General features: G+C 55.4%; 12 protein-coding genes. 8 read left to right on the top strand and 4 right to left on the bottom strand.

Annotated elements, in window-relative coordinates:
- Positions 1–71 precede the first annotated feature (71 nt).
- Positions 72–1,082, bottom strand: a complete 1,011-nt coding sequence (locus ACLD72_RS13605; protein WP_458475810.1) for a DUF4179 domain-containing protein — start codon at positions 1,080–1,082, stop codon at positions 72–74.
- A 124-nt stretch (positions 1,083–1,206) separates the two neighbouring features.
- On the bottom strand, positions 1,207–1,809 hold the full coding sequence (locus tag ACLD72_RS13600; protein WP_410995584.1) for an RNA polymerase sigma factor: 603 nt from the start codon (positions 1,807–1,809) through the stop codon (positions 1,207–1,209).
- A 240-nt stretch (positions 1,810–2,049) separates the two neighbouring features.
- Between ACLD72_RS13600 and ACLD72_RS13595 the strand changes: the two genes are divergently transcribed.
- The 7 genes from ACLD72_RS13595 (at position 2,050) to ACLD72_RS13565 (ending at position 12,123) form a co-directional block, all read left to right on the top strand.
- The gene (locus ACLD72_RS13595; RefSeq protein ID WP_410995585.1) at positions 2,050–3,594 is read left to right on the top strand and encodes a response regulator; all 1,545 of its coding nucleotides are present in this window, start codon (positions 2,050–2,052) and stop codon (positions 3,592–3,594) included.
- Positions 3,595–3,610: 16 nt separating this feature from the next.
- Positions 3,611–5,422, top strand: a complete 1,812-nt coding sequence (locus tag ACLD72_RS13590) for a sensor histidine kinase (RefSeq protein ID WP_410995586.1) — start codon at positions 3,611–3,613, stop codon at positions 5,420–5,422.
- A 2-nt stretch (positions 5,423–5,424) separates the two neighbouring features.
- Positions 5,425–6,993, top strand: a complete 1,569-nt coding sequence (locus ACLD72_RS13585) for a response regulator (protein ID WP_410995587.1) — start codon at positions 5,425–5,427, stop codon at positions 6,991–6,993.
- Positions 6,994–7,120: 127 nt separating this feature from the next.
- Positions 7,121–8,809 carry an extracellular solute-binding protein gene (locus ACLD72_RS13580; protein ID WP_410995588.1) on the top strand — a complete coding sequence of 563 codons (1,689 nt, stop codon included), beginning with the start codon at positions 7,121–7,123 and terminating at the stop codon, positions 8,807–8,809.
- 17 nt (positions 8,810–8,826) lie between these two features.
- Positions 8,827–9,789 carry an ABC transporter permease gene (locus tag ACLD72_RS13575; RefSeq protein ID WP_410995589.1) on the top strand — a complete coding sequence of 321 codons (963 nt, stop codon included), beginning with the start codon at positions 8,827–8,829 and terminating at the stop codon, positions 9,787–9,789.
- Position 9,790: 1 nt separating this feature from the next.
- Positions 9,791–10,750 (top strand): carbohydrate ABC transporter permease, encoded by a 960-nt coding sequence (locus ACLD72_RS13570; RefSeq protein ID WP_410995590.1) that lies wholly within the window; start codon positions 9,791–9,793, stop codon positions 10,748–10,750.
- Positions 10,751–11,103: 353 nt separating this feature from the next.
- Positions 11,104–12,123, top strand: coding sequence for an endo-1,4-beta-xylanase (locus ACLD72_RS13565; protein WP_410995591.1), 1,020 nt, complete (start codon positions 11,104–11,106; stop codon positions 12,121–12,123).
- Positions 12,124–12,369: 246 nt separating this feature from the next.
- On the opposite strand, the gene ACLD72_RS13560 is transcribed toward ACLD72_RS13565, so the two are convergent.
- Positions 12,370–13,605, bottom strand: coding sequence for an anthranilate phosphoribosyltransferase (locus tag ACLD72_RS13560; protein WP_410995592.1), 1,236 nt, complete (start codon positions 13,603–13,605; stop codon positions 12,370–12,372).
- 308 nt (positions 13,606–13,913) lie between these two features.
- A complete protein-coding gene (locus tag ACLD72_RS13555; protein ID WP_410995593.1) occupies positions 13,914–14,519 on the bottom strand; it encodes an ANTAR domain-containing response regulator in 606 nt (201 codons plus the stop codon).
- Positions 14,520–14,980: 461 nt separating this feature from the next.
- On the opposite strand from ACLD72_RS13555, the gene nirB reads away from it, so the two are divergent.
- On the top strand, positions 14,981–17,413 hold the full coding sequence (gene nirB / locus ACLD72_RS13550) for a nitrite reductase large subunit NirB (protein WP_410995594.1): 2,433 nt from the start codon (positions 14,981–14,983) through the stop codon (positions 17,411–17,413).
- Positions 17,414–17,420 lie beyond the last annotated feature (7 nt).

The following is a 17,420-nucleotide window of genomic DNA, read 5'->3' as shown; positions in this document are numbered from 1 at the left end:
TCCCGTCCCAAAAATGCAAAGGCCCGGCGCCTATGTAAGGGCCGAGCCTTCGCTAATATACGGATTTGCCGCTATTTTACATCCACCTGGAATTCCAACTCGCTGAGGTATTTCTTTTCTTTGTATTTGCCGGAAGATTTGTCTTGGTTCAGCACATAAGGCTTGATCGTAATCGATTTCGGCGACTCTTTAAACGGTGTGAAATTGTAGTCGAATACATATTGTTCGCCAATAAAGTTCATATGGTTACCCGGAAGTTCTTCCAGCAGGTTGTTGTTCTCATCGCAGATATCGAATCCAAACCAATGTTTGCCGGCATACAGATCTTCAGATGGAAGTTTGTATTCATCCCCGAGGCTGGCAAGCTCCCCGCTGCCGGTCATGGTCAAACGCGTCGTGATCGGCGTCAATTCCAGCTTGTCCAGAGCAAAGCGGAATCCGTCATGCGATTTAGCCGCTTCCGGCTTCAAAACAAGGTTTTCGGTGTTTTTCTTCACCGGAAACGTCAAAACGTAAGGTTGGTCAGCACCGGTTAAGGTCGCTTCAAGCTTCAAATCGAAGGAATCGTTCAGCGGTTCAGGCCGTCTCACATCATCTGGATCAGCATTAGGCAAAGTGATAGGGAGGGAGTCGTTGAATTCCAAAATGACTGTATCCCGGGTATCTCCGTCCTTTATGGTATAACCTCCATTAAAGTACTTCTCACCGTTAATGTATATATGGACGTCTTTTAAGACCCCCTTGCCGCTGTTGTCCGTGTCACCGTTGTCCATGCGCTCGCCAAGTAGTTTGGCATCTGCTTGACCGTCTCTCTTTAGGGCGATGGAGATGCGGGTTCCATCATAGATATAACCGGTACCTTCAAGGGTCATATCATTGTGGCTGTCCTTAGCTTGGACAGGCTGATACAATCCGTTGGCTACACTTGCCTGCAGCCCCGGATCACCATACTGCTGAAAGATGTTGCCGATGAGCGGAACTTGGCTCAGCGCGCTGGCCATGACCGGGGATACGAACCCGCTGCCGATGATCCCAAAACCTAAAGCCGCGGCTATCCCCGAGACCGCCACCGTTCTTTTCATCCGGTTGCTTTTACTGCGGCTGCGACGACTCAACTCTGTATTTGTATGGTTCATTTGTTCAACAATCCTTTCACCCAAGTTTAGTTCCGGAACTTCCGTATTTTGAATCATATATTCCAGGTTGTCAGTAACCTGCTTTGCTGGATCGGATATTGGCTTCAATTTTTGGGCCTCCTTTATTCCGTTTGTATTGGACTAGTTTGTTGCGGATGCGCTCATATTGTTTCCGTAATGTGGCCGGCTTGCAGTCCATAATTTGCCCGATCTCTTCGAAAGTGTACTGCTCCACCGCTTTTAACAGCACAAGATTTCGTTCGCTGGGAGTCAGCGGATCCAGCAATTCCATGACGGCGGATTCCTGTTCGGAGTAGGTGAATAATTTGGCTTCGTTTTGGTATCTGTCCGCAATTCGTTGATACCGTTTTTTCTTTTTCAGCACATCCATGCTGTGATTGTAGGCGATTCTGTACAGCCATGCCGAAAATGGGGAGTCCCCGCGGTAATCGCCTATATTGCGATAGGCCCGGATAAAAATGTCCTGAAGCGCATCCTTGGTTTCCTCACGATCTCTAATCAGGTAGTAACAATAGGTATACAGCTCTTTTTCGAAATGGCGGGTGATCTCGATAAATGCTTCCTGAGAGCCTGTTTGCGCCTGGCGAGCCCATTCGTCAACCATAGCTCTTCGCTCAGCCCGGTTTATCGAAGTCGCTGTTTTGTTATCCAATTCATCACCTCCCAGTGTTTTAACTTCGCTTATACGACTGCCGTTTCTTAACGATTTGTGACATGAAATATAAAAAAATGCAAGCTTATAACCGGAAGGCTGGCGGCCGCTGTGGGATTTTTTGGTTTCCACCTTCCGGGAGTTATGCTAAATTATTTCATGAACACGCTTACAAGCTAGTCTGATCAGCATTGACATAAGAAACAAGAAACGTCCGAAAAGAAGAAGGAGCGATGCGAGATGCTGCAGGTACTTCTTGTGGATGATGAGCCATGGGTGCTGGAGGGGCTGCGCACAATGGTGAACTGGGAAAAACACGGTTTCCGGGTTTGCGGGGAAGCCCTGGACGGCCCGGGGGCGCTGGCGATGATCGAGGAGCTCCGGCCGGAACTGGTTTTCACGGACATCCACATGCCGGCGATCACCGGGCTCGAATTGATCGAACGGAGCCAGCAGGCGCTGAACAGGCCGCCCCAATTCGTCATTTTAAGCGGCTACGACGATTTTAATTACGCGCTTACGGCCATGCGCCAACGCGCTGTGGACTATTTGCTTAAACCGATCGACGAGGAAGAAATCGAAGCCCTTCTGGCCAAGCTCGGGCAAAAAATTACGGATGAGCTTGCCGTGGAGCGCAGCTTGCCCCGGAAGCGGTCTCTGTTCGTGAACAATCTGTTCAACCGTTTGATTCAAGGGGAAGGCGGCGAGGCGCTGCAAAGCGAGGCCGCAAAGTCGCTTGGCCTACCGGGCGAGCCGGAGCTGCGCTGCGTGCTAATCGATGCCGGGGCCGATGCGCATGGCTTAAGCCAGCGGGTCGGCGCCTTTTTCGCGCGGGACACCTGCCGTTTTTTTCGGGACCGGGCTGGACGGACGGGCGTGATCCTGCGCGCGGAGGACATGGCGGATTCCCGTCTGGAGGAAATCGGGCTGGCCGTCAACCGTGAGCTTGTGGAGTGGAAGGAACGGGCCCTCGTGACGGTGAGCGGCATCGGGAATGGGATCGGTTCAATTCGGGAGCTGTATTTGCAGGCGCTCGATCTGAACAGAGCAAAACGCAGCCAGGGGAAAACGGGGCTGTTTTTGCATGGCGGCCCTGCTGCTGCCGCGACTCGGCAGAATGCCACCTACAAGGGCCGGCTCCGCCATCTGCCCGGGCTGGTGGAAGCCGGCGAGCCGGAGATGATCGGTTCCGCGATCGAGGAAGTGTTCGCGGCGCTAATCTGCGGTCAGGCGGACATCGCAGCGGTGCAAGCGGACGCCGCGAATCTGGAACTGACCCTTTGCCGGCAAATGGCCGGATTCCACGGCGACCCCGATGGTTTCATGAAGCGCATGCAGACGGAGTGCGGGAGCCTTGGTGGCTTGGCCGATTACGCAGCTTTGAAGCGGTATGTACATCGGCTGTGTCTGGAAGCGGCGGTTCGGATCGGCGAGCTCAAGCGCCAGAGCGAAAGCAATACGATTTTTCAGGTGATCCGGTACGTGGATGGAGCGTACAACAGCAAGCTGCAGCTGCAGACTTTAGCGCAAAAGTTCCACATGAACCCGGCCTATTTGGGGCAATTGTTCAAAAAGGAGACGGGCAAACCGTTTAACGAATATTTGAACATGAAGCGGATTGAAGAGGCCAAACGGCTGCTGAAGCGCACTCCAATGAAAATTTCCGAGATTGCCCTGCGGGTCGGATATCCGAATACGGACTATTTTCTCAGCAAGTTCAAGCAGGCGACCGGGGTGCTGCCTTCGGTTTACAAGCAGGAGCCCGACCGCAAGCGGGCGGACTAATTAGGGGACGGTGCACATGGCAAGATTGAAATTTCGGGGAAAAGTGAACGATATTCCACTCAACTACAAGTTTTTGCTGATTTATCTGGTTGGTGTGCTGCTGCCGATTTTGGTGATCATTTTGCTGTTTATGACCCGGATGTCCGATTTCATCATGGAGCGGGAGGAGCAGAACCTGGAAATCTCAATGGAGCGGGCTCGAAAAGACATCCACGATTTTATCGACGGAGGCGTCGCCGTCAGCCATGCGCTGAATACGGACAAAGCGCTGTACGAAATGCTCGACCGGGAATACTCCGGCCAGCTTGATTTCTACGCTACGTTCGACGAGCAGTTGCGCAACCGGGTGACCAGCTACATTCCGGTCAACAACCAGATTTTGCGAATCGGGATTTATACCGCCAATCCGACCATCGTTCCCGGCGGCAATTACCATATCATCGACGAGCAGGTGAAAAACAGCGACTGGCATCGTCTTTGGCAGGCCTCCGGCGATAAGGTCTTCGTCGCGGCGTACCGCGCGGCCCAGGCCAGCAACTGGTCGAACACAGAGCCGTATTTGAGCGTCATCGAACGCATGGATTCCTACGATTCCTACGACCGGTACGATAAACTGCTGCGGATCGATATCGACCTAAGCAAAATTTATGACGTCATCATGCGGGAGCAGGATTATCTGGACTTGTATCTGGTCAACGGGGAGGATGAAGTCATCATGTCTGCAGCCAGCGGCTACCAAAGCGGGGGCGCGAACGGTTACACCAAGTTTGCATGGACGGAGGAGATGCGGGAAAAAGGCGTCAAAACCGTGGCCATTGGAAGCGCGCGGTATGTCAAAGGTTGGCGGCTGGTCGGCATTCCGCAGGGTGTAAGGGTCACAAACGCAATGCTCGACATGCGGATTTTTGTCGGGATATTGGCGGTTGCGGCGGCCTTTTTTACGGCGGTGTTTATTTACGTCATGCTCCGCTCCTATCATTACCGGGTTAAGCGGCTGGCCCGGCATATGCAGAAGGTGACCAACGAGAAGTTCGACCTCATCCGGATCGATGAGGGGCGCGACGAAATCGGCGGGCTGATCCGCCATTTCAACCGCATGACGGCGCGGATCAATACGCTGATCAACGACGTATACAAGCTGGAAATCCAGAAGAAAAGCCTGGAGATGGAACGGGTGCGCGCGGAGCTGAATTTTTTGCAAAGCCAAATGAACCCGCATTTTCTGTTCAACACGCTTAATGCGCTCCTGGTCGTCTGCACGAAAAACAATTATTCCGACGTGACCGACATCATCAAAAGCTTGTCCAAGCTGCTGCGGCGGCTGCTAAGCTGGAAGGAAGACCTGGTGACGCTGCAGGAGGAAATGATGTTTATCGACATGTATCTGAAAATCGAGAAATTCCGCTTCCGGGACAAATTCGAATACCGGTTCGAACTTGCGGAGGAGGCGCTGCACTACAGGATTCCGAAAATGAGCATCCAACCGCTGGTCGAGAACGCCTGCAAACACGGGATTCAAGCCGTGCAAGGGCTCGGGCTGATCGGGATCAAAGCGTACGTGGCCGACGGCCGGCTGTGCATCGTCATTTCCGACAACGGCAGGGGAATCGAGCCGGAGCAGCTGAGGGCAATGCTGGTGGCTGTACGCAGCGAAAACGCCTCCGGGAGCAGCATCGGCATCCGCAATGTTTACCGCAGGTTCGAGCTTTATTATCGCGATCAGGTTCGCTTTGACATTAGCAGCAAACCCCATCAGGGAACGGAGGTGTCCTTCGAAGTCCCGATCAAACTTCTGGAGCGTCAAGACGACTTGGACAGGGAGGCGTGAATATGGTTTTTAAAGTGCTGTTGATCGACGACGAGCCGGGCGCGATCGAAGGGATGCAGCTGTGGATCGACTGGCGCGGGCTCGGCTTCACTGTGTGCGGAACGTGCGGTAATGGCGCGGAGGGGCTCGAAATGATCGAAAAGCTGCAGCCGGATCTCGTCGTGACGGACGTGCGGATGCCGGTGCTCGACGGGCTCGGTATGATCGAGGCGTGGCAGCGGGGAAGCTCCCGCCCGGTGCGGTTCGCCATCGTCAGCGGGTACAGCGACTTTCAATATGCGCAAAAGGCGCTGCGGTTTGGGGTTACCCATTATTTTCTGAAACCGATTGATGAAGCAGCGGCCGCCAAGGAACTGGCGGTGATTTACGGGGAGCTTCTGCAGGAACGTGAGCTGCAGCGTATCAGCCGGATCGCGTCCTTGGAGGAGATGGTATCCCGGATCAAAGAGCTGCTGACCGAACCGCCCGGGGTTCCGCTCAAGCTTGAGCCCGAAGGCGAAGGGTTTGAAGAGCTTTCCTCCTCCGGGGGGCTTGAAGCTCTCTCCTCCCTGCGGGAGGCCTGGAATATCTGCCTGATCCGTACCGTGCCAGGCAGGCGCGCGGAGCTGCGGGAAATCGCGGCTTCGCTGGCCGCCGGGGAGGAAGCGATGGTTTTGGTCGATCTGGAGGAGAGCGAGTTTGGTCTGGTATTCGGGTATACTCCAGGCCTGGACGGGGAAGACGGGTTCGCCCGGATAAGAGAGCTGGCGCGGCGGTACGCCGGGCAGTCCGCGCTCCTCGCGCTGGGAGCCGGCGCGCCGTCCCTTGGCGGGCTCCATGCCTGTTTCCGCAGCGCCTGTGAGGCGATGCCGCATAACTTTTACGCCCAGGCATACCCCGCGATCGCCCGGTACTGGCAGGTACGCCTTCGTCCGTTCGACTCCCGCTACGATCAGGCGGATTGGATCGACCGCGTTCTGGAAGCCGTCCAACTGCTCGATCAAGCCGGTTTGCGGAAAGCCGCGCAAGAGGCGGCCGTCCGCTTTCGCGAGCGGTACACCGACCCGGAAATTGTGATGAAGCTGGTGATCCATCTTTTTTACAATATTGCCGATCAGCTGCGGGAAGCCTTGGGAGACAAGGCCAATCCCCTTATCGACCGCTGCGGGCCGCCCCGGGCTCAGGAGGCGATGACGGTGGAGGAGCTCCTGGCGGCGTTGGTATCTTTTGGCGCGGAAAGCATCGATTGGCTGCTTGAGGAGATCTCCCGGAGCTCCCAAGGCATTGTGCAGGACATCAACCACTACATCGGCGAGCATTACCGGGAAGGGCTGACGATCAAAAAGCTGGCCGAAGTTTTTTACCTTCACCCGGTGTACCTCGGTCAATTGCTGATGAAGAAAAACGGGGTTCATTTCAACGGGATGATTCATAATCTCCGCATCGAAGAGGCGGCGCGGCTGCTGCGGGAAAACAAGCTGAACAACAGCGAGGTGGCGGAACGGGTCGGGTATGCCAACTACGGGCAGTTTCTCAAGCAGTTCGAAAAGCGGCTAGGCGTGTCCCCCAATGAATACAGAAGCAGGAACTGAAATTTTGAAGGGTAATCCTTTAATTGTGATATAGTTCGGCCGTGGCAGCGCTTTTACAATAAAGATGAGTTCTTGTAAGGGCTTCCAAACCTTAGCAAGCAACTAAAACTTTACGGAGGTGCTTTACATGGGGGGCAAGTCAAAGTCGATGCTCCGGCTCGGCATTCTGCTGCTGCTGTCGCTTAGCGTCATCCTGTCCGGGTGCGGTGGGGGCGACCGGACCGCAGGCTCCGGAAACAGCAACGCTGATAACGGGTCCGGAAATGCCGGAGACAAGGCGGGGCCGTTTGAGATCACCGCTTTTATTGGCGAAGCGGGACAACAACCGACGCCGGACAACAAGATCTACAAGAAAATCAAAGACGAGCTGGGAGCGACGTTTAAATACGAGTTCCTGGCGGGCGATATCAATCAGAAGCTGGGCGTGATGATCGCCGGCTCCGATTACCCGGACCTCATGACAGGGAACACCAAGCTGACCGCGGCGGGCGCCTATATTCCGCTGGAAGATCTGATCGAAGAGCACGCGCCTAATTTGAAGAAGCATTACGAGAAATACTGGAACATGATGAAGGATCCGAACGACGGGCATATCTATATTTTGCCGAACTATGGAGCTTACAACGGCGAAGTCAGCAGCACCTGGTACTCCGGCCCGGCTTTCTGGATCCAAAAAGCAGTCCTTGAGGAGTTCGGTTATCCGCAGGTGAAGACGCTGGACGAGTATTTCGATTTGATCGCCAAGTACAAGGAGAAATATCCGACGATTGAGGGCAGCCCGACGATCGGCTTTGAAATATTGAATTACGACTGGAAAAACTGGGGGCTCTTTAACGCGCCGCAGCATCTGATCGGGCACCCGAACGACGGCGGCGTCGTCGTGAACGACGGCAAAGCCGAGATTTTTGCCGACAAGGATTATGCGAAACGGTATTACCAAAAGCTGAACGAAGTGAATCAGCTCGGGCTGATCGACAAAGAGACGTTTACGCAAAACTTCGACCAGTATTTGGCCAAAATTTCCAGCGGCACCGTGCTCGGAATGTTCGACCAGCACTGGAACTTCCAGGACGCGGAGGACGCTCTGATCACCCAGAACAAGCATGAAAGAACTTATGTTGGGCTCCCGCTCGTTTACGATACGAGCATCAAGGATCATTACCGGGACCGTGCGGCGCTGAACCTGAACAACGGCTTCGGCATCAGCGTTAACGCCAAGGATCCGGTCAAGATCATCAAGCTGCTCGACCGTTTGATTCAGGAGGATTGGCAAAAAGTGCTCGCCTGGGGCATCGAAGGTGAGGATTATATCGTCAATGAGGAAGGCCGGTTTATGAAGACGCAGGAACAACGTGATAAATTTACCGATGCCACCTGGAAATTGGCCAACAAAGCGGACACATTGTATGGCTTCATGCCGAAAATGGAGGGTTACTTCAGCGACGGCAATGCGACCGATGCCGCCGCGCAGCCGGAGGAATACCAGGCCGGTCTGAAGGAATACGATAAAAAATTCCTCGCGGCTTACGGTTACGAGAGTTACGTCGATTTCTTCAGCGATCCGCCGGAAAACCCGATATACTACCCGGCCTGGTCGGTGGACCTGGTGGAAGGCTCGGAAGCGAAGATCGTCAACACGAAGCTGAACGACCTGTCGACCAAGTATTTGCCGCAAGCGATCCTGGCGAAACCGGGAGAGTTCGACAAGGCCTGGGAGGCGTATACCTCCGAGATCCACAAGCTGAACGTAAAAGCTTACGAGGGCCGGATCAATGAAGTGCTGCAATGGAGAATCGACACCTGGACCGTCAAATAAGCAGGGAGAACAACTTTATGAATGAGACCTTAACGGAACGGAGCGCCGTCCGGAAAACGAAAAAGGGCAAGCAGCGTATCACGTGGACCCTGATCAAAAGCCAGAGACAACTGATTTACATGTCGGTGCCGCTGCTCGCTTACATTGTTTTGTTCGCGTACGTGCCGGTGTGGGGCTGGACGATGGCATTTCAGGATTACAAGCCGGCGCTGGATTTCAGCGAACAGAAATGGGTTGGCTTCAAGCATTTCAAGTTTCTGTTCGAGGACGACAATTTTTTGCGTGTGCTGCGCAACACGCTGGGCATGAGCATCATCAACCTGATCCTCGGATTTGCAACTGCGATCATTTTGGCGCTGCTGTTGAATGAAATCAGGAAGGTGTTCTGGAAAAGAACCGTACAAACCATTTCCTATCTTCCGCATTTTTTGTCCTGGATTATCGTTACGGGGATCGTGGCCACTTCTTTGGCTTCCGACGGGATTGTCAACGATCTGCTGATCAAGCTGCATCTGATCGATGAACCGATTCTCTGGCTCAGCGAAGGGAAATACTTCTGGGGCGTCGTCGGGGCGTCCCACGTCTGGAAGGAGGTCGGCTGGAATACGATCATTTACTTGGCGGCCATGGCCTCGATCGATCCGGCACTATACGAAGCCGCGGACATGGACGGGGCCAGCCGTTACCGGAAAATGCTGCACGTGACACTGCCGGGAATTAAACCGACGATCGTCATCCTGTTGATTATGTCGATCGGGCATATTTTAGAGGCGGGATTTGAAGTCCAGTATCTGCTCGGCAACGGACTGGTCGTCGACTGGGCGGAAACGATCGACATCTTTGTGCTGAAATACGGGATTGCCCAAGGCAACTATTCGCTTGCTACAGCCGGCGGCATCTTTAAAACGGCCGTGAGCGTCATCATGCTGCTCATCGCGAATTGGACCGCGAAGCGGCTAGGGGAAGAGAGGCTGTTATAGCATGGCAAATCAAACGGTAAATCCGCAGCGGGTTCCTGTTGCGACCGTGAACCGGCGGCTGGGGAAAGGCCGCATTGAGCCCGTTCTTTTTCATACCATCAATACGATATTTATGATATTTCTCGTTGTCGTCACCCTGTATCCGTTCCTTAACACGATCGCCGTGTCGCTGAACGCGGGCAACGATACGATCCGGGGCGGGATCTACCTGTGGCCAAGGCAATTTACGCTGCAAAACTATAAGGCCGTCTTTGTGTCGGGGACGATTTACGACGCTTTTTGGATTTCGGTGGCGCGTACGGTGCTGTCCACGCTGCTGAACATTTTCCTGACGACGATGCTGGCTTATACGTTAAGCCGCCGGGAATACGTGTTCCGCAAGCCGATTACGTCTATTTTCGTACTGACCATGTACTTTAACGCCGGTTTGATTCCGGGGTATTTCCTGATGAAGGATCTGCACTTGATCAACACGTTTTGGGTGTACGTTGTTCCTTCGATGATCAGCGCGTTTAACCTGATCGTTATTCGCACCTACATCGGCACGATCCCGGAAAGTCTGATCGAGTCGGCCAGAATCGACGGGGCCGGGGAGTTCAAAATCTTTTGGCGGATCATTTTCCCGCTGTGCAAACCCGTGCTGGCCACGATTGCGCTGTTCGTCGCCGTCGGCGCCTGGAACTCCTGGTTTGACGCGTTTCTGTACACCTCCTCGCGGCAGGAACTGAGCACCCTGCAATACGAGCTGATGAAGCTGCTGTCTTCGAGCATGAACGCGAACAGCAATCCGGCCGTGGCCGCGGGGGCGGGAATGACCAAGGAGTCGGCGGCCTCCATGGTAACGCCGCTGTCGATCCGGGCCGCAGTGACGATCGTGGCCTCTGTGCCGATCCTGCTGGTGTACCCGTTTATGCAAAAATACTTCGTCGTCGGTCTGAACGTGGGAAGCGTGAAAGAGTAAGGGCGAAGCATGCGCGTTTGCATGGGCCGCTTGCATGGGCTGTTGGTGTGCAGACTGTTGCGTGTGCAGGTCGCCGAGCTCGCCCGCTTTGAAATCTAACGGTTGCAGCAGCCGCTATTTTGCGAAACAAGCCCTTTTCTGAATTCTAACGGTTGTGAGCGCCGTTATTTGCCTGAATCTGGCCCCCAATGACCGGATTTTAGCGAAATAAGCGCCATGGCATCCGTTAGAAATTGAAATCGGCATTGCTGGAGCAAATAGCGGCTGTGGCAACCGTTAGAATGGCATTTGCGGAAAAGGAATGTACCACTACAGTAGCAAACAAGACGTAAATAATGAGGGGGAAGGAAACAATGCGGGAACATGTGGAGCCGACGCCGGCACTTAAGGAATTGTTTGCGGACGATTTCAAGATCGGGGCCGCCGTTAATCCGCTTACGATTCGCACCCAGGAGCCGCTTTTGGCCCGTCACTTTAACAGCATTACCGCAGAAAACGAGATGAAGTTCGTCAGCCTGCATCCGGAAGAAGGGACCTATGCATTTGAGGATGCCGACCGGCTGGTAGACTTCGCCCGTGAGCACGGGATGGCGATGCGCGGGCACACGCTCGTTTGGCATAACCAAACGAGTGACTGGCTGTTTCAAGACCGCGGGGGAGCCCCGGTAAGCAACGCGGTGCTTCTGGAGCGGATGCGCGAGCATATTCATACGGTCGTGGGCCGGTACAAACACGACATTTACGCCTGGGACGTGGTCAATGAGGCAGTTGCCGACGAGGGCGGAGACTTGTTGCGCGCCTCGAAGTGGACGGAAATCGCTGGGCCGGATTTGGAGTTCATCGTCAAAGCGTTTGAGTTTGCCCATGAAGCCGATCCGAGCGCCGTGCTGTTTTATAACGACTATAATGAATCCCATCCGCTAAAGCGCGATAAAATTTATGCGTTGGCGAAAGCGCTGCTGGAACGGGGCGCGCCGATCCACGGAATCGGGCTGCAGGCGCACTGGAACCTGTTCGATCCATCCCTGGACGAGATCCGGGCGGCGATCGAGAAATACGCTTCCCTCGGGCTGCAAATGCAGCTCACGGAGCTGGACATGTCCGTTTTCCGTTTCGACGACAGACGGGCAGATTTGGCCGCGCCCGAACCGGGAATGCTGGAACGCCAGGCCGGACGGTACGAAGCTGTTTTCCGGCTGCTTAAGGAATACCGCGACGTCATCAGCGGAGTCACCTTCTGGGGAGCGGCGGACGATTATACGTGGCTGGACGATTTTCCGGTCCAGGGGCGGAAGAACTGGCCGTTCCTGTTCGATGAGCAGCACCACCCGAAACCAGCGTTTGACCGCGTGGCGGGGATAGCGTTAGGGTAAGCCGTATAGTTCGCACATCCGAAACATATGGACATACCTGCTTCCGCGCTACAGCCTGATATTTTGGCGAAAAATAAGGGGCGGGTCAATTACGCCCGCTGCTCCGGTGGGAGCGACTGTCCCTATTTAGGGTAAACAGGGGGGCGGATGGGAAGGCGAGTAATTCCCCGGGGGAAGGAGTCGACAGCGCCAGCGCCGTGAGGCTCGGTCCCGAGGAAATAGAAGAAAAGCCTTAAGCCGGGGGATTCAGGCCTTGCGGGAGATTTGCCCGCGTTCGGCGGCGGCCGTTTGCGTCAGCCGCATAGCCTCCTGCCAGAGGCAGTAGGCTTCCCAGGCTGCGCCGCTGTCGAGCAGCGCTTTGCAGGTGTAGACGCCCTCCTCGACGGAACTGACCCGTTCGGCCAACTCCAGGCGCACGGCTCCGTTCAGCAGCACTTGGTTGACGAAAGCGGGATGGGCTTCGCCGCGCAGCACGGCTTCCGTGACGCGCAATTGCTGCTGCGCCGACCATGGCGTGTTCATCTCCGGGAGCGGTGTATCCAGCCCGTACGTTTCCGGGTCGATCACGTGCAGCTTGGCTGTCCCCTGGTCCACAACGTATGTCCGGGTCGCCCGGTCGATAAACAGGTCCTCCGATCCCTGCGTCCCCTGGACGATAAGCGCCCGGCGGTAGCCGAGCTCCTGAACGAGCTGGGCCATCCGGTCAAAAACGGTGTTGTGGTATACACCATAAACCAGATAAGGGGATTGGCTGAAATCCAGCAGCTTTTCGATCGTATTGAGGATTGACCGCAGCCCAAGCTCTTCGCGGATCGGCCGCAAACGGGCCAGCGGCGGGCACCAGACTTCCGCCGGAACGAACCGGACCCTGGCCGCCTCGACCGCGCCGGATGGGCGGTCCCCGGTCGCCGCGACTGCTCCAACTGGGTGGACTCCGGCCGCCTCGACCGCACCGGCTGGACGGACTCCGGCCACCTCAGCCGCATCGCCTGGGCGGACTCTGACAACCTCAGCCGCACCGGTTCGACCGGCCGCACCGGCTGATTGGGCCGCGGCGGGCGGCTCCATCTTTTCAGCATGAATGCCCATTTCACCCAGCAGGTCCGGGAGCGTAACGCCCCATTTGGGGGGCAGCGATTTGGTCCCGTGCAGCGTCACCGGCAGGTCGCATGCGGCCAGCAGGAAGGACGTAGCGAAAGTGGCTATAAAGGAATTGGTTCTCCCGTCGTAAGGGCCGGCGCAGTCAAGGCCTCCCGGTACCTCAGACCTGTGCGCATGGCGGCGAAACACGGTCACGAACGCTTTAAGCTCATCCACGCTTTCCAGCTTGATACGCTGCGCCATAAAAAACGCGCCGATTTGCGCCGAAGTCGCCTCGCCGTTCACGATCAGCTCCGCAGCGGCCAGCGCCTCCTCATAGGTTAAATCTCGGGCGCCTCTTTTTCCCCGGCCCACTTCTTTCAGAATATCCGTCATCAACATCAGCAGCCCCTCCTTTTCTATTAAATTCAGTTCAAAAACCGGCTTTCAGCACTGAAGCTTGTGCTCCTGGACGGCGTCTCTTTAAAAATAACGGAACTTTATGGTCTTATTTTCAGGAACTAAGCCTGTTCATCATCATTAGCGGAACTTTATGGTCTTATTTCCCGATCAATGGTGCCCAAAGCGGTCACTTTCCTGCGCTCCAAGTAAATAGCGACATAAAATTCCTCTATTTCTCTCAAAATGGGTTATCTCACTGAATTAGCGCCACTTTTTTCCCTTATATGACTGGCCCAAATATGACTGGCTCAAAATTTTAATTGCTGGTGCGCTTTGACCACCGAGGTTGCCACATCCACCATCCGTTTTCGTTCATTCATTGCCCGTTTGCGCAGCATATCGTAGGCTTCCGCTTCGGACACCTTGTTCACGTCGCATAAAATGCCTTTGGCCATGTCGATCCATTTGCGTTCTTCCAGGCGCGAAACCAGTTGCGCACGTTCATCCATCCATGTCTGGCGCTCAAAGAAATGCTTGGCGCCGATTTGCAGCGCCCAGTGCAGCTCCTGTGCGGACATCGAGGGAGTCAGGACGCCGTCGATCGGGACGTCGGTTTCGCAAGCCTCCAGGGAAGCGGAGGCGGCTTCCGCACTGCACCACCACAAGAGCGGCAGGGCCTTCCATTTCAGCAATTGCCCAGCCCAACGCCGGACCGCATCGATCGGCATATCGAGAACGGCGGCGTCCACCTCTTTGATCCGCTTGCGGATTTGCAGTTCCTGGCAGGAGGCGAGGACGAGATAACCGCTCGTTTTCAGCTTTGACCCGGGATCGGTCAGCGGTGAAGACATATCCGGCGCCTTCAGCCCGGTATCGACATCAGAAGTATCGCGTATGATCAATAAAAAGCGCATCGAGTGGCACTCCCCCCTATCCATGACGAACTTTTGAACACGCACTTATTAAGAAGACACAAGGGCGCCGGCGGCCAGCAAGGAGCTTGGCGAATGGAGCCCATCAGCGACGGAAAGAAAACTGACATGGAAACGAGGTGTGAAAATGATACATGTATTTTCTCGTCTTTTCTCCAAAAAATCAATATAAATGTTAAAAAAGCTAACATTAAAAAATAATTTATTAAATTTTATGTAATAATTATTGACATCGTCACAAAGCTTTTATATAGTAAATGTCAATCATCACATTTTTAAATTTTGCTCAATTCAATATTAAGACGTTGGGTACAATGGGGTACCCGGAAAGAAGCGGCAATGGAGCCTGTCTTCGCAATCCGTGCGAAAAGCGTTTGTTTTTCTGCGGGCGAAGCGGGCTTTTTCTGTTTTTTAGGGCGATTTCGCGAAAGGGGAGAATGGAGATGAACCACAAGAAAAAAATGGTGCTCGTGGGCAACGGGATGGCGGGGATGCGCACGATCGAGCATGTGCTGAAGCTGGCCCCGGAGTCTTATGAAATTACAGTGTTTGGCGCGGAGCCGTACCCGAACTACAATCGGATCATGTTGTCCTCGGTGCTCGCCGGGGGAGCCGATCTGAAGGAAATTATCATTAACGACCTTGAATGGTACGCGGAAAACAACATCAAGCTGCATCTCGGCGACGCGGTGACCAAGCTTGATACGGCGAACAAACGGGTCATCTCGGCGTCCGGCGTCCAGGCGGAATATGATGCGCTGATTTTGGCGACGGGTTCCGATCCGTTTATGCTTCCGCTCCCGGGCGCGCAAAAGGAAGGCGTGATCGGCTTCCGCGATATCAAGGATTGCGAGTTGATGATGGAAGCTTCCCGAAAATTTAAAAAAGCGGCGGTGATCGGCGGCGGACTGCTCGGTTTGGAAGCGGCGCGCGGGCTGCTGCATCTGGGGATGGACGTCTCTGTCGTGCACATCAATCCTTACTTGATGGAGCGGCAGCTTGACGAGCCGGCTGCGCGGATGCTGCAGCGCGAGCTGGAGGCGCAGGGGATGAAATTCCTGCTGCAAAAGCAGACGGCGAGCATTTACGGCCATCGCCGGGCCGAAGGGCTGGAATTTGCTGACGGCAGCCGGCTGGAAGCCGACTTGGTCGTGATGGCTGTCGGGATCAAGCCGAATGTGGAGCTGGCCAAGTCGGCCGGGCTGGAGGTGAAGCGGGGCATTGTCGTAAACGATGATTTGGAAACGAGTGCCCCCGGCGTGTACGCGGTCGGCGAATGCGCCGAGCACCGCGGCATCGCTTACGGTCTAGTGGCCCCGCTGTACGAGCAGGGCAGCGTCCTGGCCAAGCGTCTGGCCGGCGTGGAGACGGCCGGCTACGAAGGGTCCGTCACCTCGACCAAGCTGAAGGTGTCGGGGGTGGACGTTTTTTCCGCCGGTTATTTTAACGATGCACCGGGAACGCGTTCGCTGCGCATCCAGGACGAACTGGAAGGCACCTACCGCAAAATCGTTCTGCAGGACGACCGGCTTGTCGGCGCGGTGCTGTTCGGGGACACGACGGACGGCGCATCGTTGTTCGCCAAAATCAAAAGCGGGGAGTCGGTGGCCGGAAAAGAAAAGGAACTGCTGCTCGGCTACGCGCCGGGGCAATCCTCCGCGGCCTCCCCGAACGCCAGGCTGGCCGCGATGGCGGATGACGAGATCATTTGCGGCTGCAACGGCGTTTCCAAAGGAACGATCGTCGACGCGGTGAAAAACGGCTGCACCAGTGTCGGTGAAATCAAAGCCTGCACCAAGGCGTCGGGCTCCTGCGGCGGCTGCAAGCCGCTTGTCGAAGGGCTGCTGCACTTATACGCCGAAGGCGATATCGGCGAGCCGGCCAAAGAAGGCATCTGTGGCTGCACCTCGCTCAGCCGCGACGAAATCGTCGGAAGCATCAAAACGATGGGCCTGAAAAGCGTCAGAGAGGTCATGAACGTGCTGGAATGGAAAGAGCCGGAGGGCTGCTCCAAATGCCGGCCGGCGCTGAATTACTATTTAGGGATGCTCTGGCCGGCCGAATACGCCGATGAAAAAGAATCCAGGTTTGTCAACGAACGTTACCACGCGAATATTCAAAAGGACGGAACGTTTTCCGTCGTGCCCCGGATTTACGGCGGCGTGACTTCCCCGGCTGATCTTAAGCGGATCGCGGCGGTGGCGGAGAAATACAACGTACCGATGGTGAAATTCACCGGCGGACAGCGGCTTGATCTCCTCGGCGTCAAGAAGGAAGACCTGCCGAAGATCTGGGAGGAGCTCGATATGGCGTCCGGCCATGCCTACGGAAAGGCGTTGCGCACGGTGAAAACCTGCGTCGGTTCGACCTTCTGCCGCTTCGGCACGCAGGACTCGATTGCGATGGGGATCCGTTTGGAAAAAGCGTTCGAACGCCTGAATACGCCAGGCAAGGTGAAGCTGGCTGTTTCCGGGTGCCCCCGCAACTGCGCGGAAGCGACGATCAAGGACCTTGGCGTCGTCGCCATCGACGGCGGCTGGGAGCTTTATATCGGCGGCAACGGCGGCGTGAAGGTGCGGGCGGCGGAGCTGCTCTGCACGGTAAAAACGGAGGATGAAGTGATGGAGTGGACGGCGGCCTTCCTGCAATACTACCGCGAGCAGGCGAGCTGGAACGAACGAACCGCTCAGTGGGTGGAGCGGGTCGGGCTGGACGCGATTAAAGTGGTGCTGGAAAATGCCGAGGAGCGTCAGGCGCTCGCCGCGCGCATTGAGGAGACGCTCAGCCGCACAACCGATCCGTGGAAGGAGATCATTCACAACGAAGAGCTGCGCAAAAACTTCGAACCGCTGCAAAGCGCACAGCTGCAGAACTGATAGGGGG

The organism is Paenibacillus lacisediminis (genome assembly GCF_046567315.2).
This window is presented reverse-complemented; position numbering and strand designations above follow the sequence as displayed.